Here is a 26,281-nt window from a genome sequence, read left to right as displayed (position 1 = left end):
GGATAGGTGTTGACAGGAACGGTTACGCCGCCCAGCAGATTGACTAAATGCTTATACATGACAAAATAAGGGTCGGCGAAAATAACTTCGTCGCCGGGATTGATCGTCGCCAATAATGCGAGGAAAAGTCCGCCGGAAACGCCGCCGGTAATCATGACATTTTTGAGAGGTGTGCCAAATCTGGCATCATAATATTCGGATACTCCCTCACGCAACTCATCAATTCCCCAGGTCTGCGTGTAGGAATTAAAGCCGCCTTGGATCTGTCGGCATGCCTCATCTTTGCAGAGTTGATCCACATCATAATCAGGCTGTCCAATACTGAGATTGACGGGGTTTTCCATTTTCGCGGCGAGTGCAAATATTTTGCGGATACCACTGGCATCAATAGCGTTCATTCGTTCTGCCAAATAATTCATAATCAAACCTTTCCTCTCATCGGAGTGTAATTGTGTAGTATAGCTTTTGTTTTTCCGACTGATTTAGCCGGGGATTTTAAAAATTCTCTGTCCTTGATTATCGCTGTTGCGAAGTGTCCGATTCCACACCGTGGAGATACAAAAAAACACGCTTCATCTCAAAGAAATGTAATTGGGACTTTCCAAACCCGGACTCGATGCAGTGTGCCCCATCGTGAAGGTCTGACATGGCGTGAAGATACTTGGGACAGTATCCACTCAGAAGGTCAAAACACAAGGGAAACGTGACACACAGCAACGCCTCTCCACAGCGAATTCATGTCGTTACTGTATCACGGCACCTCGGATTTTTCAAAATATGCGAACCGGTCTCCCCCTGTTTACACACCCGCTTCTTTTATCAAAGGTACTTCTTGGGAAGAAATATTGAAGCCCTCCACACGCAGGAAGGCTCCCTCCTTCATCCCTTTCGTTTCTGCCTGAAGAACACGTGATTCCCCAGGCATTAAGGTAATGTAGTTATCGCTCCAGTATACGGGTGCAGCTTCCAGCGCTGTTTCCGGATCCACCACTGCGAAAATCGCCAAGAAAGCAATGTGCTCCGAAGGATTCTGCACCTCCACGCGCAGCTGATCGTCCGCACAGGATACACGGGTATCTAACTCTACTTCGGGCAAGGATTGGAGGGCAGTAAAATCTGCCGTTGATTTGGGTTCTGTGTAAAAAATACCGTCTTTTCCACTGCCTGATTTACCCGGTATATCCGGCGTTCGTGAGAGCCAATAGCAATTGTTGGACAAAGGCGCGCCGTGGTCATCTTCTAATTGAAGGTGTAAAAAGAACGTTTCGCCCACCTCTTCAGGAAAATCCAATACAGCGGCGCGGACGCGCCCATCTTCACCGACTGACACCGTATCTCTTCGCTCTGTAACTTTCTTTCCATGGAGACCATATAAAGCATGGTGCAGGGGCAAATTTGGTTGCGCATCATAGAGACTATTGACAACATAGAGCCCTTGATCATCGTGGGCATAGAGGGCGTGCACGGGCGTGCAGGCTTTCTTAGCGCCATAATAAGCGGCAGTCGGACGCTTGTACCAATCCACATATTGCCATGTCAGTGCGGCGGGCCAAGCCGCATTATATTTCCACGTTGTTATGCCCAAGGCATCGTATTTGTGGCGGCTGTAGGCTTCGAACATGCCGCGGGCGCTGTTATAATTCATGGCATACAACTTATTGCAGAAGTCATCAAAAGACTTGGGCGCTCCATAGCCGCGGTCCATAGCTCGGAATACAGCGTCAAAATACGAGATGCCTTGCGTTACCGTGTGGAAAGACCAGCTCTCATTCTTTTCTGCAGGCCAGAGGTCATTTGCCGGCAGCATCTGCCGTATGCTGTCCCGCGCCGCGAGCACGCCGCCGATACCTCCCGACTGGGCGAATCCCCAAGCAGAATCAAACTTGCGTTTTTGAATCCAATAGTAATGGGATGGGCCGGTATAGGTCCACAGTTCACGGGTACCTGTCCGAGTCCCCCCTGTCTTAGCGCGTGTACCAATATTGAAGGTGCCGGAATGGGGCTGATAACTGCGCCGTATCCGATGCTTTTCTATAAGTTCTCTATATGCGCGATCCAAGCTTTCTGTCGGGAAAGTTTCATCATGTCCCAAAAGATGCACAAGGCTCGGATGGTTTCGTATGCGCAATAAGGTGTCTTCGATACAAGCAATCGCCAAGGCTTCATCGGGAAGATTGCGGCCAAAAAGTTGTTGTGTGACCATGACACCGGAACGATCGCACAAATCATAAAAGGTCTCTGTTTCGCGAATAGAAAAACCCTCGGAACGGAGCATATTCAAATTAGCTTCTCGAGCGTAGCGGACAAGTGCTTCGTAGCGCGACGCATCCAGATTAAGCAGCATGTCTTGGGTCATCCAAGCACCGCCCCGAATCAGGATATCCTTTCCATTCAGTTGATATTTGCGCCAATCCTCTGCCGTGACGTGGGTACTGCAATCTCGTATGCCAAAGGTAGTTTTTAGGGCGTCAGACTGTTCTCCTTTAACGGAGACTTCAAGCTCAAGTTGGTAGAGTTCCTGATTTCCCGCAGGATGGGGCCACCAAACACGGGGATTTTCTACGACCAAGACGGAGAAATCGGCAGGACTAAAAATAAGCTCTTTCTTCTCAGACGGCGCCAGGGCAGTTTCCTGGACAAACTCTCGGCCTTCAATACGCCCTGATACGGTACATGCAATTGCTTCATCACTGTTGTTTAATAACCAAGCCGACACGATCAGGGAGGCTTGTTGGAGGGCGGGCAGGATCAAATCGCTCTCCACATAAGGATGTTGGAGCGTGACCGGTCCTTGCCGCCGCAGATAGACAGGCTGCCAGATACCCATATTCATATCAGGCGGCTGCGGGTTGTGATCATCCCAGCCTGTGGTCGCTTCAATTTGTTTGGTTCGCGGCTGCTTCCCTTCCAACAAGCCGGGCGGGATTATTTCGACGGCGAGCACATTTTTGCCGCCCCGTACCAACTGATCCGTTACGGGGAACTGGAATCTCCGGAACATGCCGACAACTTCATCTTTATCGGCGATCTTCCTGCCGTTGAGCCAAATAACAGCCTTATAATTGATGCCGTCAAAATGGAGCGTATAATATTCCGCGTCTTGAGCGGCGGGCAAATCAAATTCACAACGATACCACCACGAAGATTTGAAGGGGCTGTCCTCGCGCTGCACCAGCCAACTGCCGTCCTGATAGCCGGGGATAGATTTCATATTTTGACCGAAGTAGGGATCAGGATAAACGCCCTTATCCACGAGCGCGGCAAGAACTGTTTTCGGTATATCCGTTGAATACCAATCGTTGACATCCATATGCGGCAGCGACAGTGTTTCACCTGTCTCATCAATCTTCGCGCCTGATTGAAGCCGCCAGCCTTGATCAAGGAAGAGGCTTTCACTTTCGATGGCGGCGGCACAAAAAGACAGTAACAGACAACTCAAGATCAAAAAAGGCTTGTGCATAATACAGCACCCTTCCATAGATTGGCGGTTATTTTACGTGATATAACATTCCCATGAGTGGACTAATGGTTTTAAAAGGCGGTTTCATCGGACATTGGCGGCGCGGTGTTGCCGTGACCATTCTACAACAGGTATTATTGTGCCCAAACATACCGTTCTTATGGAAAGAAGGGTTCAGGAGATTTTTATGCGTATATTGGTTACCGGCGGCGCGGGATTCATTGGTTCCCATTTGTGTGAAGCTCTAAACGCTCAAGGGCACAAAGTTTTTGTTCTGGATGACTTGAGCACAGGCCGTTTCGAAAATATTGAAGCCTTGCCTGATCTCACCTGTGTCATTGATTCCACATTGAACCAAGACATTGTCCGCGATCTCGTCAGGGAAGTGGATGTGGTCTTTCATCTCGCTGCTACGGTGGGCGTCCAACTGGTCGTGAACCATCCCATCCGCACCATCGTCAACAATATCCAAGGCACGGAAATTGTATTGGAGGAAACAAGTCGCTACCGCAGACGCCTGCTCATCACCTCAACGAGTGAAGTGTACGGTAAAGGCTCGCGGGAGGTCTTTCATGAAAATGATGATCGTGTCATCGGCGCGACACATCTCCACCGCTGGTGCTATGCTGCTTCCAAGGCACTGGATGAATTTTTGGCGCTGGCGTACTGGCGCGAAAAACGACACCCGGTTGTCATTGCCCGTCTATTCAACACCGTCGGACCCCGGCAAACAGGCCGCTACGGCATGGTCATTCCATCTTTCATCCGGCAAGCCTTGCTGAATGAATCTTTAACAGTGTTTGGCGATGGCAAACAATCGCGCTGTTTTGCCTATGTGGGCGATGTGGTTCCCGCCCTCATCACCCTTATGGAACGCACGGATATTCGCGGCGAAGTCTTTAATATCGGCAACAACCAATCCATCACTATGGAGGAATTGGCAGTAAAAATCATTGAGCATACGGGCAGCAAATCTGATATACGTTATGTGCCCTATGAGCAGGCTTATGGCCCCGGTTATGAGGATATGCGCTATCGCGAACCGAGCCTGAAAAAGATTCACGACGCCATCGGCTACAAAGCCACCACATCGTTGGATACCATTATCGATAAGGTGATCGAAGACACCAAACACCGTTTACACCAAGATGTATAAGGATTGGTGATGACGGCGCAGCGGCCGCGCGCAAGGCTGTGCGCGCTCTCCGTTGAAGCCTTCGGTCAGGGTTTTGTCCAATAATCAAAAACAGCGACTTTGTCTATAACGGGCGTCAGCAACTGCCCGAATTCTTGATGTGCAGGATGCGGTAAATAATCGTCGCGATCAGTCTCGGAATTGAATGTCATAAAGAATAAATGGGTGTAGCCCTGATCCAAATTTTCAGGGCTCACATTGGTTCCCCATTCAAAGTCGCGGATGAGTCCTGTTGCGTCGGGTAATCGGCAAAAAGTCGTTTCTATGGAGCGCACTTGCTCCGCCGTCACGTCATCCTTAAACTTCAACAACACGACGTGACGCAATACTTGGGCGGGAAGCTCTTCTGTCTGTATTGCACGTATCGCACCTTGAAAAACAAGAAGAAAAATCACGAGCGTAGAAAAGAAAATTAGGTATTTCATATTGATTTGCATGCTCTGTCTCCATTTCCCTTATAACGAGGAAGGGTGAAAGAAGAAGGATCGATTCCACTTCTCCAAATTATTGTAGAGATCGACAAGAAGCTGTGAAGGGTGGCAGCTATTTTTTGCGTGATACACAAGCAATCGCCCAGTTCCCGTCATCAGGCGCATTTAAGGCTATGCTTTTGCCGCCTTTCACTTTTTGTTCTGCGCCCCAAGCGCCCGTATCAATATTAATCCAATACAGGGTGAACTTGCCTTTGGCAGCAGAAAGATCTAAGCTCACAGCGGCGCCGCCTGCGGGAAAATACAAGGCATAAGCCCGGCCCGGATCTGCGGCGGCATAGGCTTCGTTATCGTCGCGGTCTGACAATAACGCATTGGCAGGTTTCAACGTCCATAAGGGTATTTTTGATTCGAGCATCCGTGCGGCGCGAATCGCGGCCACTGCTTTATCGTTTAAGCCGATCCCCGCGTCAGGACGGTGGAAGCGCATAGACGCAGCGCCTGCCAATAGGTGCCTCCAAAACCGCTCAATACCGTCTTGGTCTGTATGCCCGAATTTATTGCCGTCAGCGCCGTAGGTTTTGGTCGTATTCATGGGACGCGGCAGGGACGATAAGTATTCACGGACATGCAAAAAATTATCCCAATGTTCCTGTCCCGTTTTATGGTTGTTCTGGGAGACATCAACAAAATCATATAATTCTGGGTGGTCGAAAGTGCGTTTGTGCATGGAGGATGTCAAATCCCATTTGTCCCACATTTCGGTGAGATAAACCCGTTTCCCCGCTTTTTCTGCACGTTCTCTTATGAATTTTGCCCAGTACTGACCCCATGCTTCGTCGCCGTTGGTCTCATTATCCATGCAGTAGAGGACATGATCATATTTCAACGAATGCTCCAACATTTTTTCGACAAAACGTTGTTGATAAGGAAGCAATACGGTATTGTTTTGCTGCTCAGGGGTGGTAAAGAAAAAGGGCTGTCTGTTTCGGCCGGGATGATCGGGATAGTGGTCGTCCAGTCCCGATTCTTCACCGGTATAGTTAATATTGTTGGTCGGATTGTAGGGATGAATTTTCCAGCGGTTGCTGTTGCCGCTATCGGTAAAGTCAAAGCGGTCCCAGACTTCAATCTGTACAAAAATGGAGCGCGCGGCCGTTTCGCGAAGCATGCACTCGAAGCGATCCCAATAGGCATCGTTCCACTGCATCAAATCATAGCTGCCATTCTCCAATTGTTTGTAGGCGTAAATTTCCCATTCCCCGTCTTTTCGATCGCTCATGGTATTACGGATCACGTTACCGCCCGCTTCGGCCAGTCGATCTAATTGAGGGATGAGTTTTGCTTCGGGCCACTGAAACAGATTGTCATCATCGCTGCCTCCCAACAACAAAATGGGTTTATCGTTCCAGCTCCAGTAAAAGGGGTTTTCTACCCAAGGTTTTAAGGGTGCATCAACATCCGCTAGCGCCATGTGTGTTCCCGAGGCAACAACAACGATACCGACCAACAAGACAGGAAAGATCATTCGACACAAGTGATGCACTTGCCCTTTCAACGGATTAGAATACTCTTTTTGAGACGCCTTGAGTTTCATCGCCTTTTCCTCCAAATGAATTGTAATTAACATATTCTTTTTATTGAGATCGCTACGTCTTTTTTCTTTCTAGAAAAACGGTGATCGAAAGCCTATATGGATACGTTAAACCTATCAAAGGTGATCCATTCTTTGCAACCATTACAAGAAGATTAATTGGGAGCGCGGTCTTACTGGGTTTGCCGCCCCCAGCGGCGCATTATGAAGCCTGTAGAGGCTTCATTTTTTATGCAAACATTTTAATGGTGGAAATAGACCGACAAAATTTGAAACAATGAAAATCTAGATTATTTTAATGCCGATGTTAGAAAAGGGCGGCATTAGATTGCACCCAACCAAATGAAAGGAACGTACAACCATGTCTAAAATTCCGAAACTATTCGTGGTAATGATGGCGCTGGCGCTGCTTGTACAAGGCGTCTCTTGGGCGGCGGATCAAGTAGAGCTCAAAACAGAAAACATTATTTTTGTGATGGTAGATGGACTGCGGTGGCAAGAGGTCTTTACCGGTGCGGAAGAAGCCCTCTTAGATCCGAGAGGCAAGTTGGACGCAAATGACCGTCTCCGTCAAGCCTATTGGCGCCCAACACCGGAAGCCAGACGTGAAGCGCTCATGCCCTTTTTATGGCAAGTTATTGTGAAAGAGGGCCAACTCTTCGGGAACAAAGATAAGGGCAGCATCGCACAGCTGACCAATGGACTTAACTTTTCGTGTCCTTGTTATTCGGAGCTCTTCAGCGGATTTGTTGATCCCAAGATTAACAGCAATGCTAAGATCCCCAATCCAAATATTAATGTTCTGGAATGGCTGCACAACAAAGAGGCCTATCACGGCAAAGTAGCCGCCTTTGCGGCATGGGATCTCTTCCCTTATATATTAAACCGCGACCGCAGCGGTCTCCTCGTGAACGCCGGCTATGAACCGCTTACAGAAGTACCCTTGACGCCCGTCTTAGAATCACTCAATCGTATGAAAAACGAGGTGATTCGTCGGTGGCAAGGTGAACCCTTCGATGTTTTGACCTTCGAAACCGCCTACGAATACTTTAAAGTACACCAACCCAAAGTGTTCTATCTCTCCTTTGGCGAAACCGATGAGTGGGGTCACGCCGATCGTTATGATCTGTATCTTGAAGCCGCTCTGCACGCTGATAACGCGTTAAAAATTATTTGGGAAACAGCCCAATCCTTGCCCCAATACAAAGACAAGACCACCCTTATTTTTTGCTGTGATCATGGGCGCGGCAATGGCCGCATTGAATGGCGCAGCCATGGAGAAGATATCCGAGGTTCTGAAGATATTTTCTTGGCCTTCATGGGACCTGATACCGAAGCTTTGGGCGAACGCACAGATTGTGACCCCGTTTCATTAAATCGCATTGCCGCCACATTGGCCGCACTTTTGGGAGAAGACTATTGCGCTGATGTACCGCAAGCAGGCAAAGCCATTGAAGACGTCATCGGGATCAAATAACTCTAGTCCTCCCCTTTAAAGTTATTTCTTTTGTTTAACAATAGGTGAACCGGTTGAAGTCGAAAATGCTTCCGCCGGTTCACTTCTTTTGCATGTAAAATTTTTGCGCAGACTAAAGAGAGAAATTCCGAAAAATAGAAGCGAATCTCTTCTATAAGGTCTTGACTGTATTTTAAAAATACGCTAGTATTTTATTCACACATTGTCCGCCTCGCTAATTAAGTTTGTGTACACAAGGGCTGTTTCAACGTATGGCGGCAATACCCTAGTTCCGCATTTCTTGGTCTTGCAGTGGATAAAACGCGTAATAAGCCATTCAAGCAAATCATTAAGATTGGAATGTATATGAAGCTCTTTCATTGTTCAAAACTATTGCTCTTCATCATGACGGTACACTTTCTTTCAGCTGCCGCCTTTGCTTCAGGGGAAGAGGCACTGATTGGCCGTCCCGTAAAGGTCGCCGCCGCCGCGATTGGGTATCACGGCGCTTACACGGAAAAGATGGAAATGGCAACGCAGTACCTCCATGCTGCAGGCAAGGCAGGCGCAGATATTGTTTGTTTGCCCGAAGAGTTTAGCGGAGGCGCTCCCGAAACCATCCCCGGACCGACGACGGAGGTCGTCGCCGCTTTGGCAAAAGAATACGGTATGTATGTGATCTGTCCGCTCCTTGAAGTACACGAGCAAAGCCATTACAACACAGCTGTGTTGATTGATCGTCAAGGCGACATTGCGGGGCAATACCGAAAAATATTCGTGGTATGGACTGAAAATGCCTATAGCGGCGAAGCGCGGGTTCCCTATTTCGATACGGATTTTGGGCGTATCGCCCTGTTAAATTGTTTCGACCTTAATTTTCCGGAATTGTGGCTGGAAGCTTCGAACAAAGGCGCGGAAATCGTATTTTGGCCCAGCGCCTTCGGCGGAGGCTTTCCCCTGAGCGCCTATGCAGGCATTCACGCTTACTACGTCGTGTCCGTAGGCGACGGCGATTTTTACGATATGACAGGGGAGCCTATTCCCCCGGATACAGTTCCTTTGGACAAGCTAAATATCGCCACCTTAGATCTTGACCGCAGCCTAGTTCATAAGGATTATAATCGGGATAAGGTGGCGGCACTGCTGGAGCGTTATCCTCAAGAAATAACCATGGAACGAGACTGGCATCCTGAAGGCTGGTACATGCTTCGGGCGCTTCAACCAGGCATCCGTGTTCGTGACCTGTGCAGGCGTCATAACATCGAAATGCTCCGGGAGTATCGGCTCCGCAGCCGTGAACAAGTCAACGAATTGCGTGATGCCCATCTGCCTATCGCCGCGAACAGCGACGGTGTACCGATCAAAGACGCGGCATGGTTTGACGCAAAAACTAACGATGCAACCACTTTGCGAAATCGCGTCTTTGCCGCACAACTGACGGACGCGTGGAAACGCAATCATCCCATGCCGCCCTTGAGCGCGGTACATCCCGAAGCAGGCTGGGACGATGCCTACGCCATTCAACGTCTTTTTGTCGAAAGACTTTGCGGTCTTGAAAAGCTTGCCGGTTACAAAGCGGCAGGCGTGTCGGCAGACGATGACCTCCACCCGCTTGTTGCCGTTATACCCGATGCAGTGGACTATGATCCCACACGGGAATTTGTGTTGGATTTGGAAGACGGAGCGCCGCGCCACATCGAAACAGAAATCGGATATCATTTTGGCAAAACCATTCGTGAAACCGTTGATTCTGTCGACAAGCTGCGCGATTATGTGTCGGCTATCTCCGCTGTCATTGAATTGCCGGGAGCAGCGGTGGAAACCTATGGGCCAACGACAGAAATTGACCTCGTGGCTTGGAACATAAACGGAAAAACCATGCTTGTAGGGCCGAAACATGATCCCAACACCATTGATCCTGATGCCGTAGCGATTCAGCTCAGCTTGGATTCCTCTGTGATTAATGAGGCGCGAGGCGACATGACCGCCCACGGGCAATGGCTCACCTTGCTGAAAACGGTGAACCATTTGATTGCCCAATCCTATGTTATTGAAGCAGGGCAGATCATCTCTAATGGCGCGCTCGGAAAAATTAACAAGGCCCGGGCAGGTCTGTATCACGCCGACTTTGGCGCACTGGGTCAATTGAAATTCAGTGCCCGTTAAGTATTTAGAGGAATCGGTTACCTTAGCCATCCTGGTGAATAAACTTATCTTGAAGAACTCGGTTATAGTAGGATATACTTTAAAATGTATGCCATAAGGCAGGAAGCTTCCCTTGTTCGTTCGAGCAGGAAAAATATTATGACAATACCTTTGTTATTGGAGGAACAGGCCCGGCAGGCACCTGACCGGGTCATGATTATTTATGGTGCTGAAGAAATTACCTACCAGTCTATGTATGAACGGGCCGGTAGTGTAGCAGCCAATTTGAAAGCCGCAGGTATCCGCGAAGGCGATAAAATCGCCATTATGATGGATAACTGTTTGGAATATCTTTATTGTTTTCTTGGCTTTGGGCGTATCGGCGCGATCATGGTGCCGATTAATCCCGCATTAACCCAAGAAGAATATAGCTATGTCATTGGCCATTCTGAAGCACGGGCTCTTGTGGTACGGGCCGAAACACTTGCTCAAATGGGCGATGTGAAAAGCAAAATCCCACAGATCGAATTCATCTATGTGGTAGGTGACTCTGAAGACGCAAACACCCTTCCTTTCGATTCTTTGTTGCAAGAAAAAGAAATACCGGCGATTGTGGTAGATGAACAGAGCGATGCTGCGTTGATCTATACGTCGGGTACGACAGGCAAACCTAAGGGTGTCATCTTAACCCATGGCAATTACCTCTGGGATGCTCGCGCCATTTCTCGGTCGAATCGCCTTTCGAATGCAGACAAATTTTTGTGTCTCCTCCCCCTCTTTCATGTCAACGCACAAGTTGTCTCTATCCTGACGCCCATGCTGATCCCAGCGTCTATCGTTTTGGTTGGCGGAGCCTTTAATCCTTTCGGAATTCTCCACCAAATCAAAGAGCATGGCATCACAACCATGAGCGCTGTACCCACTGTTTATGGAATATTGACGCGTCTGCCTAAAGCCTGCGCAGAAGATGTAAAGTCTATCCGCTTCTGGGTGTCCGGCGCCGCTCCGATGACCAAAGCCATCTATGATGAAGTGATGCGCGTATTTAATAAACCGTTGACTATGGGATATGGATTAAGTGAGGCTACCTGCGCCAGCGCTGTTGCCGACCACGAAGATCCCATACGCTGGAATTCTTGCGGACCGGCGCTGCGCTATACGACCATACGAATCGTGGATAAAGAAGGGAAAGATGTACCCACGGGAGAAGTAGGCGAAATTTTAATTTCCGGGCCAACGGTCATGAAAGGCTATTACAAGAATCCGGAAGCAACGGCGGAAGTGCTCAAAGATGGCTGGCTGAAAACCGGTGATCTGGGACGTTTCGACAGCGAAGGCTACCTCTATATTGTGGATCGTGTGAAAGACATGATCATTCGCGGCGGCATGAACATCTATTCGGCACAGGTCGAACAAATCATCGCCGCGATGCCGCAAGTGGCAGACGTTGCTGTCATCGGCGTGGATGAACCCACTTGGGGTCAGGAAGTGCTTGCCGTGATTCAACTCAACCCCGACCACAATTTGGAAGAAAAAGAAGTTATTTCCTATTGTAAGCAACGACTTGCCGCCTACAAATGCCCGCGCTTTGTACGTTTCCTTGACATTTTGCCCAAAACAGCCATCGGTAAGGTGCGCAAACACGAATTGGCAGAACAATTTAATGACATTGCGATCAAACGCCGCAAATAAGAATTGAATAGGTCATCCGTTGATTTTGGAGCTTCTTCCTAGCGTAACAGGCAACAAGCAAAGCAACCTTCGGCAGGTCTCGGTATAAAAAAAAGCCAGCCGTGAATGGGTTTTATACTTCAAGAATAATTTTCGGGTCGACATTTCATATCGTCTTTAGCGATCATAAATCTTGGCGTAAAATAATGACACCGAAAAGGATTACAAAGCGTCTTATATACAGTCATTGGGGATTTCGACCGGAGATTCCCTTTCATTTACTGTGAAACCGTCGGTGGGAAAAAGGGACCCTGTCCCCAACCACAGCACAAACAAAACAACCAATTGGAGAAAACAACATGGGAAAAATCTTGAATAATCGAAAGCACGTTGTTTGGCTTTTAGGGCTTATGATCGTGGCAGGCGCAGTTACTGCCCAAGCCGTCACCATTAATGAATTATTAGCCTTCCAACCTGCCGGAACGCAATTGGCTTTAGGCTTTCCAAGCATTGCTGACGTGGAAAAAAATGCAAGTCCGATTCTTGATCTTCCTCTGCCCTATGTTGAGCGTGTTTCGACCGTCGCCACTATGCTCGGCAGTGATACTTTATCTGAAGGACTTGCCAAATGCGGTGTGAATGTCAACGCCCCCGCCGTCGCTTTTCTGCACTATAAAAACGATGACGATGTAGCAGGTGCTGTGGTCTTGACCATTGATGATGCCGATGCGCTCAATGAAACCTTGTCTTTCCTTCTTGGCGGCATGGGCGAAGAAATCGCCTTGCCCAACGACATTAGCGGGCACTACAGTCCCGATCAAAAAATTAGTTTCTTTTTACGGGACAACAAATTTTTCCTTGCCTCCAACAAAGAGCTGGTTGAACAATTGGCAACGCGCACCAGTAATCCCGCCGTGGTCAAGTATGGTAAAGAAGGCAACAAAGACGAAGTGGTCGCTTTGACCCGATTTGACATTATCGAAGAAAGCGGTCTGCTAACCGATATCGCCGCTTTGGGAATGTTCCAGCCCCTGATGGATACGTTAAAAGAATTCTCCGATGAAGTGTTAGTTGCCATTGGAGAAAAGGCGGGCAAAGCCTATGTCCGCTTGGCAGCCCACGATATGAGCGATGCGCCTTTGACCGCACCGGCACCTTTAAAATTGAATGAATTTTTGGATCCTCAAGCGCCGGTAGCCTTAAACTTACGTCTGACTCCCGAGCTTATCAATGTCATCTCCATGACCTTGATGAAAAATGAAGATTTCCGGCAAGCAGGCGGCTATCTTCGTATCGCTTCCGGCATGTTGGACGACGAATTGGCGATTAGTTTTTCTGGCATGAAAAACAAAAAGATCCCCGAAGCCATTATTGCGGTCAACGCCAAGAATAGTGAAGGCATTCCTAACCTCTTGAAAATGTTGGCGAAAATCGAGGAGCCCAGTTATAAATTTGGCGACAATGACGTCTATGTTTATGCCAACGTTAGCGATGATACCGACTTGCATCTTGGCTTAGCCGATAAGACACTTATTGTGACGCCCGACAAAAATATACTTGAAACCGCCATGGGCCGCGTTGATGCGGGAGCAGGCGAATCCGGCATAAATGCAGAAGTCCTCAATCAAGGAGTCTATGGATTCCTCACGATTGACGGTTCCAAAGCAAGCGATTCCTTGGCTGATTTAATCCCTGCCAATTTTGACTTGTCTAAAGTGCAACTGAATCTCACGTTGGGTATTGACGGCTCATGGCGTGAGATCATGTTATCCACCCCTGCCGGATTTAATGGTATCGCCTCAATTATTGAAGAAGTCATGTAATCTAGACAGTATCTGCTGAAAAATACGGCTGCCGGTGAATAACAAGTCCCGTTGTTCACCGGCAGTTTTGCATAGAAAATCGGATTCGTATAAAAGTCAAGGATTCGTTTTCTTTCCGGCAGCAATGACTTTTAATTCCCGTTTCAGTATTTTTCCGGTAGGCCCTTTAGGCAGCTCCTTCATAATCTCAATTTTTTTGGGCAGCTTATATTTTGCAATGCGCTGTTGAAGATATTCTACGAGCTCTTCGGGGATAATCGTCTCCCCGTCGATAGGGGAAACGAAAGCCATCACCTCTTCACCGCGTGCGGGATCGGGAACACCAACCACAGAAGTTTCGAGTACTTTGGGATGGGCGTACAAAACTTCCTCAATTTCACGAGGATAAATGTTCATGCCTCCTCGGATAATAATATCTTTTTTGCGGTCTACAATATAAAAGAAGCCGTCTTCGTCGAAGTATCCGACATCGCCTGTGTGAAACCAGCCCGCTATTATGGCATCCCGCGTCGCTTGGGGGCGGTTCAAATACTGTTTCATAACATTGTGACCCCGTATAATAATTTCTCCCACATCATTAACATTCCCGAAGGAACCATCATCGCGTTTGATACGCATTTCCACGCCCCAAATGGGCTTGCCTATGGAGCCAACACGTACGTCCTCTCCTTCCTGTGTAAAGGACGCTACGGGGCTAGTCTCTGACAATCCGTATCCTTCCAAAATCGTGATGCCATAACGTTCTTGAAAGCGCCGGTGGGTATCTTCCGGCAAGGCGGAGCCACCGGATACGGCAAGCCGCACCTGTTCAAAATTTTGTGTTGCGCCGTCATTGGTATTCAACAAGAAGAAATACATGGTGGGTACCATGGTGATAATCGTCACCTTATCACGGGCAATCACCTGCAAGACTTTTTGTGTTTCAAAGCGCGGTACCATGGTCATGGTCGCGCCGCCCAATACGGAGGCGTTCATTAAGCATGTCTGACCAAAAGAATGAAATAAAGGTAAGGTGACCAAAACGATGTCAGAAACGCTCATCTTCATAATCTGGTGACAGGCATAGTAGGCGTTTAAAAACATATTGAAGTGAGTCAATTCTGAGCCTTTAGGCGCGCCTGTTGTTCCCGACGTATATGAGGATAACAGCCGTATCATCAGGCATGGTTTGGACTGTATCAAAGGTAGGCGCTGCCTGCATCACTGCCTTGGTAAAATTTTCTCCCACCACAGGATCCCCCAGTTCATGGGGCGCTGATACGACGAAAAAATCTTTGCAAGATTCCGCGCCCAGAAAAGCTTTACGCGCTTCCTCTTCAAACATCTCAAAAGCGAAAAAGGCTTTCGCGCCGGAATCAGTTAGGTAGTGTTCAATTTCCTGATGCTGGTACAAAACATTAACAGGAACAACCGCCGCGCCTGCATGGAGGATTCCGTAATAGATGGCAGGAAAGTGGGGCGTATTAGGAATCATCATCGCCACCGTATCCCCGCGACGGATCCCTTTGGACTGCAATACATTTGCGACACGACGGGCAAACTCAGCCAAATCGTGCCACGATAAACGGACGTCATCCAAAATGACGCCTGTATTGTTGGGATAACGATTGGCAACGACATCAAGATAGTGGGCAAGATTCAACATACGCTACTCCTTCCATTATTGTGTTAACACTTGTCTTTATCGAAACCCATTCATTGCGTGATCAAGTGTATCTTCTTCTGACTTAATTCCGCAAGTCATAATAAGATTTTAAAACAGTTCTTCATCTACACCACAGATCATAATATAACCCTTTCTGTCATTTTTTACAACGAGTCTATTCAATAACGAACCTTTGCGTAGGTCACAGAAAGCCTTTTAGGCGTAGGTGTTAGAAATGGAAAGGTCGCCAGAGCTTTCATGGAATCTCCGGTAAGATCCCTATGACACACGCTTTTGGAGGTGGACTGAAGTCTTGACATTCAATTCTTCGCTGAGCTAAAAATGATGAATATCGGATGGGAAATAGGATATAGTCGTCTTCGAATTATGCGTTGAAAGGCAGTTTTTTTATGAACAATAACGCGCCAGCCTGAGTTCATGACTAAAGCGACTCGGAACGTGATGATTCTTTGGTCAAGCAAGGAAGGCGACTTAGATGTCACGACTCAATGATTCTTCTCGATAATAATGATCCCAAAAGCGCCAAGATTTCCAAATGACTACGGTTCTTTTTTTCTGATGGAACCGCTTCCGGGTCGATGAATCATCCCTCATACGCCGCCACGCTTGATCTGCGATTCTTGTTCTTCTTTGCCTTACCATGACAGCATATTATATGCTCTTATGGACTTATCTTGGCGTAAGGGTTGGCGCCTTGCTCAATATTTTTAGACTATAGAGAAGCGTGGGCAAACAAGTCATGCACACACGACTGCGGGCAACATTTTTTTGATTGTCATACTACCTTTTTAACCTTCAATTATTTGTCAATTCAAAGGATTGCATGATAAGCTAAGCCAATGAATAAAGAAATTTCTACAGAATCTGTACCCGAAGTAAAGCGCCGGGGCTGTCTTGGTATATTCATGACGATTATGCTCGTCGTTGCCGCCTTGTGGGGCATTGGACTGGGCTGGTTTGTCTGGCTGATTAATGATACACGCCATAATGTTTCCCAGGTATTGGCCGACTTTCGGCCTAAAGTGGGCACTCGAATTTATAGCAGCGACGGTCAATTAATCGGCGAATTCTCAATGGAAGAACGGCATCTGGTACGCCTGAATGATATTCCTCTCTTTGTGCAAAAAGCCTTTATCGCCACAGAAGACGGCTTATTCTACGAGCATAAAGGCGTGCGGCCCGATGCCATTTTAAATTCCATTTTATATATGGTTCAGACGGGGAAAATGCGCGGCGGCAGTACCATTACGCAGCAGGTGGTTCGCAATGTGGAAGATCTGCAAGTTGGCCAGGAGCGAACGTATGCGCGTAAATTGCGTGAGGCTTTGGTATCCCTGCAAGTGGAACGTGATTTTACAAAGGATGAGATTTTAGAGCTCTATCTCAACCAAGTTTTCCTTGGGATCAGTGCCTATGGCGTGGAAACGGGAGCGCAGCAGTATTTCGGAAAACATTGCTATGAATTAAGCTTGAGCGATGCCGCCACCTTGGCAGGAGTGAGCCGCTGGCCCAATTCCAATAATCCCAAAAACAACCCAAAGATCGCGTTGAGTCGTCGCAATACCGTGTGGGGTCAGATGTTGGAAAATAAATTTATCACCCAAGCCGAATATGAAGAAGCGCTGCAGGAAGATATGCTCGCGTCGGTACGACGGCGTGAACCGGATAGTGCATTAATTGACTATTCCGTCCGCGGTCGTTTCCGAGCTCCCTACTTCGTGGAAGAAGTACGCCGTTTCATCTTAAGCCAATATAAATCGGAACAAGTTTTTGGTGACGGACTTGAAGTATATACCACGGTTGATATGCGTCTTCAGGAAATTGCGGAGCGTGTCATGTTGGATGCGCTGGAAAGCTTCGACATGCGCTTTGGTAAAAACCGCAAAGATAAAGACGGTAATTCCATGCCCGTTTCCGGCGCCTTGGTCTGTATTGATAACCGGCCTCCCTATCGCGGTCAAGTACGCGCCATGGTAGGCGGCCGCGATTTTTTACTTGAAAAATATAATACCGCCACGCAGGCACGTCGCCAGCCGGGATCAAGCGTGAAACCTTTCGTGTGGGCGGCAGGCATCGCTTCAGGAATGACCCCATCCACCATCGTTGTGGACGCTCCCTTTTCTCGGCGAACACCGGCAGGGGTCTGGTGGACACCCAAAAATTTCGGCGGATCATTCAGCGGCGCCGTCCCCATACGCTACTCCTTAGAAAAATCGATCAACATTGTATCGGTGAAGATTGCAGATCAAGTGGGCACATCGATGGTCCGCTCCTATTTACAACGCTGCGGCGTACCCACAGACGTTGAGGGACTTACGATAGCCTTGGGATCAGGTGAGGTCACACCCCTGACTCAATGTGTAGCCTATTCTGTCTTTGCTAATGGCGGCATGCGTTACGATCCTATTTTGGTGACCGACATCCAAGATGCCGATGGTATACAGCGCTATAATTACCGAGATTTTGCACGCTCGGAACAAGCCATGGATCCGAAGGTCGCCTATGTGCTCAACAGCATGTTGCAAGGAGTCTGCCGCACGGGAGGCTATTATCCTACCGGCTGGCGCGCCCATGTTCTAGAACGTCCTGTAGGCGGTAAAACAGGCACGACGAATGAGAGCCGCGATGCTTGGTTTTGTGGTTTCACCGCTGACTATACAACCGTGGTTTGGGTTGGCTACCGGGACAACCGCTCTTTAGGCAGCGGTGCCGATGTAACAGGCGGACGATTGGCTTGCCCCATTTGGGTTGATTTTATGCTGGAGGCAGAACAGGATCTGCCTGTAGAAGACTTTGAAGTGCCGCCGGGCATTGAATTTTTCTCTATCGACCGAAGAACCGGCAGACGAGGCGGCAGCTATCGCGAAGCGTATATTGCCGGCACGGCACCGCCTGCCTATGTGCCCCCTCCCCCACCTTCTCCCACGAACCAAGAAGCGGGTGCCGATGCGCCTGCGCCGCCTGCGCCTGCCCAGGAAGCGCCCCCATCCGGAGAATCAGACACTATAGAAGGGTGACGGCCATGGTCGACTGTTGATCCAATGCTTTTTGTCTTATCTCCCAAGACGCAGGCGCCGACTGCTTTCGTGGAGAATGGTCGTGATGACCCCACTGCATACAGGAGTATCCGACATGAAACACCGTGTAGAAAAAGATAGCTTGGGAGAAATACAGGTTCCTGCAGATCAATATTTTGGCGCACAAACCATGCGCGCTCTCGTTAATTTCCCTATAGGCAAAGAACGGATGCCCCTTGAGGTTATTCACGCGTTGGCATTGATCAAAGCAACAGCAGCAGCGGTCAACGAAGAATTGGGGCTTTTACCTTCATTGCTTTCAAATGCGATCATCATCGCTGCTCGGGAAGTATCATCAGGAAAGTGGGACGACTCTTTCCCGCTCTCCCTTTGGCAGACCGGCAGCGGTACGCAATCGAATATGAACGTAAACGAGGTCATCGCGAACCGTGCCATCGAATTGCTGGGCGGCGAGCTCGGGAGTAAAACACCGGTTCATCCCAACGACCATGTAAACATGAGCCAATCATCGAATGATGTTTTCCCGACAGCCATGCACCTTGCTGCGGCCAAACAGTTGGTGGACAGATTCATCCCGCAGCTAGACTTGCTGGGTCAAAGCCTGCGTGGAAAAGCCCAAGAATTTGAGAAGATTATAAAAATCGGGCGAACCCACCTGATGGATGCAACCCCATTGACCTTGGGTCAAGAATTTTCGGGATATGCACAGCAAATGACCAACAATTGGGAGCGTTGCAAGGCATGTTTGCCCGCCTTATTCGAACTTGCCATTGGCGGCACCGCGGTGGGAACGGGATTAAACGCACCTTTAGGTTTCGATCAGCGCATGGCTGAAGTACTTGCTGAGGAACTGGCTTTACCCTTGATACCTGCCCCCAACAAGTTTGAAGCCCTTGCCGCCCATGATGCCTTGGTCACGATACACGGCGCGTTAAAAACCACAGCCGTGTCGCTCTTGAAAATCGCCAATGACATTCAGTGGCTTGCCAGCGGTCCGCGCTGCGGTATTGGTGAACTGTGTTTGCCGGAAAATGAACCGGGCTCCTCGATCATGCCGGGCAAAGTTAATCCTACCCAATGCGAGGCACTTACCATGGCGGCGGCGCAAGTCATGGGCAACGATGTGACGGTCACCATTGCCGGCGCATCAGGCAACCTTGAATTAAACGTCTATAAGCCGGTGCTCATTTACAACGTATTGCAGTCCATTACCTTACTTGCCGATGCCATGGAATCGCTTCGGATACGCTGTGTCGATGGCATAGAACCCAACAAAGAGCGTATTCAAAAACATCTGGACAGCTCGCGCATGCTGGTCACTGCACTGAACCGTGTATTGGGATATGATAAGGCAGCCGCCATCGCCAGACACGCCTATGAGGAAAACATAAGTTTGCGTGACGCCGCAGTGACTTTGGGTTTATTGGGTGGGGAAGAATTTGACAGACTCGTCCGCCCCGAAGAAATGATTAGCCCCAAAGCGATCGATACGGACCAATAGGGGGGTCGCTTAATCTTCAAACACTTTGGGATCGATAGAAGCACTGACAGCCAGCAAGATTGAACCGATACCGGTAAACACGGAACCGACGATGGTCAAAATGGTTGAAGTGCTCATCGCCTGTTTGGGGTGAGCAGAACGTAGCGTAGTTGTTTTAATGTGTTTCATTTTTTTAAACTCCTCGGAGATTGTAATTTTATTCAAAGGCAGAAAGCTATATTTTGATTACAATACATATGATACACGGAAAAGTTACAAAGCCTCAATACGGATCACTATTATGAAGTCCCTTATCCTCGCTTCGGGCTCTCCCCGACGTCGTGCGCTCCTAGACGATCTTGGCCTATCTTATCAGGTTCAAGCTCCCATGATAGATGAAAACGACGTGGGTGAATGTCCCGAGGACATTGTCAAAACAAATGCCAAACGTAAATGTGCGGCAGTGGCGTCTACAGCAGCAGCAGATACCCTTGTCATTGCTGCTGACACCCTCGTTTTTTTAGGCAATGAAGTATTGTCTAAGCCTGTAGATTTAGACGATGCACGGCGCATGCTAAGCCTGTTGTCGGGAAAAACTCACGAGGTAATTACGGGCGTCGCACTTTGTGATACTGCGACAGGGCAGGAAGTACAAGGTTCTGAAACAACGGCTGTTAGTTTTCGGCTTTTGAACGAGGCGGAGATTGAGCATTTTGTGAAGGCAGTCTCCCCCCTGGATCGTGCCGGCGCGTATACAGTGGATGGTCCCGGCAGTCTGCTGGTCTCACGCTACGAAGGATGCTATCTCAATGTGCTCGGATTGCCCATCGTGCGTCTGGATACGTTGATGCGCCAATTAGGGATGACCCTCTTCGACTATATGAACCCTGAAAAGGCACGTTTTTTATAAGCGATTCCTGTGTATGCTTAGGATTCGCCCTCTCTCGGCGCCGCGCCGTCGCGTCTTCCCCGTTGACCTTCTCGTCTCGGCGGGCCGCCTTCGCCCCGGGGACCGCGCCTGTTGCCGCGTCGCGGCGGAGTCCATTCTTCACGTACGCCGGGTGTTTTATACCATTGAATGCGAGGCCGGGCAGTGCCGAAACCTTCGACACGCTCCGAACGCAAGAGGCCCAAGGGCACATCGTCGGCATCAACGATTTCCGCCTCAATAACAAACACTTTATCCGGCCGTGATTCAAAACGCTCAAACTTTTTGACATAACCGCCGTGAGCGATTAATTCATCGAGGTCATTGAAGGTTTGCATGGCTTTGCGTTCCTCTTCTGACGGACCGCAACCGACCAAGACCATAACCAAGAGCAAAATCATCGCTCCCGCAAAGAGCTTATACTTAAGCATGATACTGTTCTCCTCATTCTTCGGCATATTAACCCCGACTGCGATCCAGCATAGTACCCAAGAACAACGCCATTCCCTTATTCACCGGCGCTTCACGGGAAGGGTACAAAAGGAAATCAACATGACCATCCATATACAGGACATTGCAGCCGCCGGGAACATGGTTGAAATAGCGCACATTGGTGGACAGGGCGTCAAACATGACCCATACATGACTTTGCGCGATAGCCCCGCTTTGCGGATTGTTAATATCGGTAATTAAAAATCGCTCGATTCCTTCACTTAATCTATAAATCGTTTTACTGCCGCCGTTGCCCATGGGCATCAACCCGCTTGAAGTGGAAAGAGAATCAACTTCTTTATCCGTATCGACCACTTGAAAAGAAGCAACATAGGGATCTTCCCCGGCCAGGCGGCGGGTCAAGACTTCTTGAACCGTGGACAATAACAAAGAAACGAACTGGTAGGGACCGGTAGCATGGGGATCATCCAAGATAAAACGGTTGGACACTTGCGGGATCATTCCCATGAGATCATTGAGTGCAATAAACGCTTCAGGCGGCATGTTATCTCCGCATTTATCCAGCAAAAAGCCCAGATACGCATAACTCGTGTCGATCCGATCGGGTTTGTCATAAATATTCCAGTCGCCATTTTCATCTTTAAAATCGTCTACGGAACTGGTAGCATCAGAAGGACAAACAGCGATGGCAGGATCGTTGAAATAGTCGGGATAAATAGAACTGACCATGGGTCCGATGGCAATGTCCGCGGAAAAATTGGAATGGGCGCGGAATTGCATGGGCGGATATTTATGCCCTTTTGATTCGTCGGCATAGAGCTTAAAAATAATGCCCCATTGTTTTAAATTATTTTGACAACTTTTCCTGCGAGCCGCTTCACGGGCACGGGAAAGAGCCGGCAATAAGATGGAGGCTAATATACTGATGATTGCTATTACCACCAGCAACTCAATGAGCGTAAATCCCTTTTTCCTGTAAATCATGATGCTTCCTTCCAATCAAGATTAATCTGTTCCATGAGCTGCGATGAAATACGTCATGCGCTTTACTTTTATAAATTCCACTGATTCCGATTCGTGATCTTTTAGGAAAACAGAATCTAAAAACATACAAGCTTGCTATTGTTTTGACTCTTTCAAAATTCCATATGTTTCACCAAAAGTAAATCGCTGTTTTTCTGAAAATTGTAGAACACACAAAAGAGGATGCAAAAACAATCTTTTATTTTTGCGTTTATTGTTTGAAGAGAAAAAATGTTTTACAATGATTTAAGTTAGCGGTTTTTAAGCAGATTCAGGAATAGATTGGTTCTCCACTTTTTCCCTAAGGAGATAAGCCATGTACGTACCCACCCGCATTTTTTTAACCCATGGTGTTGGACGTCATCGGGAACGCCTTTCCAGTTTCGAACTGGCATTGCGTGATTGCGGCATCGCCCAATTCAATCTGGTTCGCGTCTCCAGTATTTTTCCGCCGGGCTGCAAATTGGTCAAACCGGAAAAGGGTCTGGCGGAAATGAAAGCAGGACAAATTACGCATGTCGTACTAAGCGAATCAGCGACCAATGAACCGCGCCGTTTGATTGCCGCTTCCATAGGCGTCGCAGTGCCTCGTGATCCAAAGCAATTCGGATATCTCTCTGAACACCATAGCTGCGGGGAAACAGGCGACAAAGCCGGCGATTATGCAGAAGACCTTGCCGCGGAAATGCTCGCAACGGTTTTGGGCCTGGAATTTGACCCGGACAAAAGCTGGGATGAGAAACGAGACATTTGGAGCATTAGCGGCAAAATCATTCGTACAACCAATATCACCAAAGCCGCCCTGGGCGACAAAGATGGACGCTGGACAACGGTCATCTCGGCGGCGGTTCTGGTACCTTAAAACAATTGGACTGTTCAGATTTTTTACGCAGCCCATCATGGAGCAATCATGAGCCCACCCAAAAGCTATCGTTATATTTTTGGCCCCGTATTATCCCGTCGCTTGGGCAGATCCCTCGGACTGGATATTATGCCTTTTAAGACGTGCACCTACGATTGTGTGTATTGTGAACAGGGCAGAACGACCCTAAAAACAAGTGAACGGAAAAATTATGTGCCTGTGGAGGCACTCGTACAGGAAATGAAAGACTTTTTGGAAACGCATCCTGCGCAGGATTTCATCACCGTCTCTGCCTCCGGAGAACCTACCCTCCACACAGGGATCGGTCAAATTATAGATGCCATAAAAGCCCTCTCCTCTATCCCGGTTGCCGTCATTACGAATGGTTCGCTTCTTTGGGATGCAAAAGTACGTGCTGCCTTACAACATGCTGATTTGGTCCTGCCCTCGCTTGACGCAGGCAATGCAGCTCTTTTTGAAAAAATTGATCGGCCGGCGCCGAGCATCAGTTTTGATCAGATGGTTGACGGATTGATTGTTTTCCGCGAAAGTTTTATCAATACCATCTGGCTCGAGGTGATGCTTATCAATGGCGTAAACACGGCAGAAGAACAGCTTCGTGAAATAGCAGCAATCGCGCGGAGGATTCGACCTGACCGCATTCAGTTGAATACCATTGCACGCCCCCCTGCCCAGTCCTCGGCGAAAGCAGTTCCGTTTAAGCAATTACATGCGTTCGCCAAATTATTTGAGCCTAGGGCAGAAGTTATCGCGCCTTTCCATTCCGGCGACGAGCAGCCCGACTCGGAGGCGGACGAACTTTCCGTATTGAACATGATAAAACGGCGACCCTGCCCACCCCGTGAAATTGCCGCCGCTTTGGGCATTCATCCCCTCGAACTAACGAAACTCTTGCAGCACCTTGTGGATCGTGGGCTTATAGAAGAAATCCCTCATGCCGATGGCGTCTACTACAGTGCTGCCGGACTTTGAATGGCAGCCCATAAAACCAAGATTGAGGGTCAAGTTTGATTTGTTACGTAAAAATCAATTACTCTTATTACAATGATTCGGGTAATTCATAGTGTTTTTTGTCTTTAGGACTGCCCTGTGCCCCCGACCCAAAAATCCCTTTGAAAAGGTGTATTGAGGATCTATCGAAGACAATAGGAACGATGCTTCTCTAAAAGGTAAAACCATGCGTAATCCACTTGTTTATTTGATGGTTTTTCTGTTGATGGCCGTTACTGTTACCGGATGTAACACCTTGGCAAAACAACCCCAAATCACCCGAGCCTCTATTGAGCCTTCTTTATTGAGCCCGGGGGAATCTGCAGTGATTACGTTGACGGTGAAAGATCGTCACAAAATCGTGCATCGCATTGAAGGTATTGTTCTGGAAGATCCGCGTTTGACCTTTCGTCTCCGCGATGACGGGCAAACACCCGATGAAAAAGCCGGTGATAATGTCTGGTCCATGCGCGTTGACGTACCTTTCCAAGCCCCGCCCGGAGAATTTCGTCTGGAATTCACCGCCTTCGACGATCACGGAGCCCCCATTTCCATTCGTGATGAACACAGCCGTGTAATTCCTCTGCAACAGGTACTTCAAATTAAAATTGAATATCCGCCCCAATCATAATGTATTTTTTTTTGTTAGTCTCTTTGTTTTCGCCGCGGTGAGCGCTGTTGCTCAACCTAATGTACTCCTGCTGTCAGTGGACACCTTACGTGCCGATTTTTTGGGCTGTTACGGCTGTGAATGGAATACGTCGCCCCATATTGACGCCTTGGCGAAACAGGCGCTTCTCTTCGAAAATGCCTGCTGTGAAATGCCGCTGACTGCCCCCTCCTTTACAGCTATGCTGAGCTCTCGCTATCCGCGAATGACCGGTGTGATCCGCAATGGTATGCGGGTCGATGATAAGGTGCCGCTCATCACAGAAACCTTCAAAAAAGCGGGCTACTACACTTTTGCCGTGCAAAGCAACTGGACTTTACGGGCGCGGTTATCAGGATTAAATCGCGGCTTTGATTTTTACGAAGACCGTTTGGAACAACGGCGCTGGGGTATTTTCAACGGGGAACGGGAAGCGGAAGAGGTCACCCGTATCGCCCTTGAAGCGCTGGAGAATCGTCCTAAAGACAAGGCTTTTTTCGCGTGGATTCATTATAGTGATCCCCACGCCCCCTACCATTTCCATAGTACATTCAATCCCGGCGAGCGACGCCTGCGCCAAGTGGATCGCAAGACACAAACGCGCATCAAATACGCCTCTGAAGTCGCCTATACAGACCATCATATAGGCGTATTGTTGGCAGCCTTGCCCAAGGATACCCGGATCCTCTTTGTCGCTGATCACGGCGAGAATCTGCATGAACATGGATATTTGGGTCATGGCCGTCATCTCTATCAAGAAGGGCTCCACGTCCCTTTCATGATCTGTTCCGAGCAGGTTCAGCCGGGGCGCTGTTCCCTGGCGGTAACCACCATGGATGTTGGCCCTACCTTGTTGGGACTGGCGGGACTCCATCCCTTGGATTATGCCTTGGGTATGAATCTGATAGAAGCGCAGCCGCCTGCGGATCGCCCCCGGTTTATGGAAACTTATGGAGGCGCAGTTCCGAAACTTCCGGGCGCAAAAAAGATTCTATCCCAAACGAGCGCAATATTTCAGGCGGTCATCCGAGACAACTGGAAGCTTATACACCCCCAACAAGGGCCGATGTTGCTTTACTTTTTGCCTGATGATCCACAAGAGCGAAGCAATCTTTACGCGAAGAAAAGGGATGTCGCCTCCGAGCTGAAGGAACTTCTGGAACGGTGGGATACACATCATCCTAAGGGCAACGCTACAGAAGTAGAATTCAATACAGAGGACGTGGAAATGATGCGCTCTCTTGGGTATTTGAACTAATCCCGAATAGCTGCCTCAATAAGGGTTTGCATTATTTCTTCTATCTATGATAGGATTTGTGTCTAGGAGTGCGTAATTTCCGGGTCTATCTCCTATGGAGTCCCATAAACCCTTCAAAAGAGCACTTCGCATGTCTTT

At 48.6% G+C, this 26,281-nt stretch carries 19 protein-coding genes and 1 pseudogene; 12 read left to right on the top strand and 8 right to left on the bottom strand.

From position 1 onward, the window contains the following. Together GX117_11705 and GX117_11700 are read right to left on the bottom strand one after the other, a co-directional pair. Positions 1-419, bottom strand: a 419-nt coding sequence (locus GX117_11705) for an aminotransferase class I/II-fold pyridoxal phosphate-dependent enzyme (GenBank protein NLO33993.1), incomplete at its 3' end; no start/stop codon positions are given. Between the two features lie 380 nt (positions 420-799). Next, entirely contained in the window at positions 800-3,460 is a 2,661-nt protein-coding gene (locus GX117_11700) for a hypothetical protein (GenBank protein NLO33992.1), read from the bottom strand. A gap of 187 nt (positions 3,461-3,647) precedes the next feature. Here GX117_11700 and GX117_11695 point away from each other — a divergent pair, with 187 nt between their 5' ends. Then, a complete protein-coding gene (locus GX117_11695) occupies positions 3,648-4,616 on the top strand; it encodes an NAD-dependent epimerase/dehydratase family protein (protein NLO33991.1) in 969 nt (322 codons plus the stop codon). Positions 4,617-4,681: 65 nt separating this feature from the next. On the opposite strand, the gene GX117_11690 is transcribed toward GX117_11695, so the two are convergent. Both GX117_11690 and GX117_11685 read right to left on the bottom strand, forming a co-directional pair. Continuing rightward, positions 4,682-5,080, bottom strand: coding sequence for a Dabb family protein (locus GX117_11690; protein NLO33990.1), 399 nt, complete (start codon positions 5,078-5,080; stop codon positions 4,682-4,684). 118 nt (positions 5,081-5,198) lie between these two features. Beyond that, complete coding sequence (locus tag GX117_11685; protein ID NLO33989.1) at positions 5,199-6,683, bottom strand: hypothetical protein; 1,485 nt, start codon at positions 6,681-6,683, stop codon at positions 5,199-5,201. Positions 6,684-7,041: 358 nt separating this feature from the next. Between GX117_11685 and GX117_11680 the strand changes: the two genes are divergently transcribed. From GX117_11680 to GX117_11665, 4 genes are all read left to right on the top strand, one after another. Next, positions 7,042-8,157 carry an LTA synthase family protein gene (locus GX117_11680; GenBank protein NLO33988.1) on the top strand — a complete coding sequence of 372 codons (1,116 nt, stop codon included), beginning with the start codon at positions 7,042-7,044 and terminating at the stop codon, positions 8,155-8,157. Between the two features lie 345 nt (positions 8,158-8,502). Beyond that, positions 8,503-10,302, top strand: coding sequence for a hypothetical protein (locus GX117_11675; GenBank protein ID NLO33987.1), 1,800 nt, complete (start codon positions 8,503-8,505; stop codon positions 10,300-10,302). Between the two features lie 138 nt (positions 10,303-10,440). Continuing rightward, on the top strand, positions 10,441-11,973 hold the full coding sequence (locus GX117_11670; protein NLO33986.1) for a long-chain-fatty-acid--CoA ligase: 1,533 nt from the start codon (positions 10,441-10,443) through the stop codon (positions 11,971-11,973). Positions 11,974-12,311: 338 nt separating this feature from the next. Next, positions 12,312-13,775, top strand: a complete 1,464-nt coding sequence (locus GX117_11665; GenBank protein NLO33985.1) for a hypothetical protein — start codon at positions 12,312-12,314, stop codon at positions 13,773-13,775. A 96-nt stretch (positions 13,776-13,871) separates the two neighbouring features. Here the strand turns inward: GX117_11665 and GX117_11660 are convergent. Further along, positions 13,872-15,420, bottom strand: a pseudogene (locus tag GX117_11660) (long-chain fatty acid--CoA ligase). Positions 15,421-16,280: 860 nt separating this feature from the next. Between GX117_11660 and GX117_11655 the strand changes: the two are divergent. Beyond that, positions 16,281-18,458 carry a PBP1A family penicillin-binding protein gene (locus GX117_11655; protein NLO33984.1) on the top strand — a complete coding sequence of 726 codons (2,178 nt, stop codon included), beginning with the start codon at positions 16,281-16,283 and terminating at the stop codon, positions 18,456-18,458. Positions 18,459-18,573: 115 nt separating this feature from the next. Beyond that, a complete protein-coding gene (fumC, locus tag GX117_11650; GenBank protein NLO33983.1) occupies positions 18,574-19,980 on the top strand; it encodes a class II fumarate hydratase in 1,407 nt (468 codons plus the stop codon). A 9-nt stretch (positions 19,981-19,989) separates the two neighbouring features. On the opposite strand, the gene GX117_11645 is transcribed toward fumC, so the two are convergent. Next, the gene (locus GX117_11645) at positions 19,990-20,148 is read right to left on the bottom strand and encodes a hypothetical protein (GenBank protein ID NLO33982.1); all 159 of its coding nucleotides are present in this window, start codon (positions 20,146-20,148) and stop codon (positions 19,990-19,992) included. 112 nt (positions 20,149-20,260) lie between these two features. Here GX117_11645 and maf point away from each other — a divergent pair, with 112 nt between their 5' ends. Beyond that, a complete protein-coding gene (maf, locus tag GX117_11640) occupies positions 20,261-20,869 on the top strand; it encodes a septum formation protein Maf (GenBank protein ID NLO33981.1) in 609 nt (202 codons plus the stop codon). A 17-nt stretch (positions 20,870-20,886) separates the two neighbouring features. Here the strand turns inward: maf and GX117_11635 are convergent, their stop codons facing one another. Together GX117_11635 and GX117_11630 are read right to left on the bottom strand one after the other, a co-directional pair. Beyond that, entirely contained in the window at positions 20,887-21,318 is a 432-nt protein-coding gene (locus tag GX117_11635; GenBank protein ID NLO33980.1) for a hypothetical protein, read from the bottom strand. Between the two features lie 28 nt (positions 21,319-21,346). Continuing rightward, the gene (locus GX117_11630) at positions 21,347-22,324 is read right to left on the bottom strand and encodes a DUF1559 domain-containing protein (GenBank protein NLO33979.1); all 978 of its coding nucleotides are present in this window, start codon (positions 22,322-22,324) and stop codon (positions 21,347-21,349) included. Positions 22,325-22,679: 355 nt separating this feature from the next. Between GX117_11630 and GX117_11625 the strand changes: the two genes are divergently transcribed. The 4 genes from GX117_11625 (at position 22,680) to GX117_11610 (ending at position 26,143) form a co-directional block, all read left to right on the top strand. After that, positions 22,680-23,225: an arginine decarboxylase, pyruvoyl-dependent gene (locus GX117_11625; GenBank protein NLO33978.1), complete on the top strand. Its 546-nt coding sequence runs from the start codon at positions 22,680-22,682 to the stop codon at positions 23,223-23,225. A 48-nt stretch (positions 23,226-23,273) separates the two neighbouring features. Beyond that, complete coding sequence (locus GX117_11620; GenBank protein NLO33977.1) at positions 23,274-24,218, top strand: radical SAM protein; 945 nt, start codon at positions 23,274-23,276, stop codon at positions 24,216-24,218. A gap of 205 nt (positions 24,219-24,423) precedes the next feature. Continuing rightward, the gene (locus tag GX117_11615) at positions 24,424-24,867 is read left to right on the top strand and encodes a hypothetical protein (GenBank protein NLO33976.1); all 444 of its coding nucleotides are present in this window, start codon (positions 24,424-24,426) and stop codon (positions 24,865-24,867) included. Further along, positions 24,845-26,143 (top strand): sulfatase-like hydrolase/transferase, encoded by a 1,299-nt coding sequence (locus GX117_11610; GenBank protein NLO33975.1) that lies wholly within the window; start codon positions 24,845-24,847, stop codon positions 26,141-26,143. The genes GX117_11615 and GX117_11610 overlap by 23 nt, the downstream gene beginning before the upstream one ends. Positions 26,144-26,281 lie beyond the last annotated feature (138 nt).

The sequence above is a fragment of the Candidatus Hydrogenedentota bacterium genome (assembly GCA_012523015.1).
Lineage (GTDB): Bacteria > Hydrogenedentota > Hydrogenedentia > Hydrogenedentales > CAITNO01 > JAAYBJ01.
The sequence above is the reverse complement of the archived record's forward strand: the minus strand, read 5'-3'. Positions and strand labels throughout refer to the sequence as shown.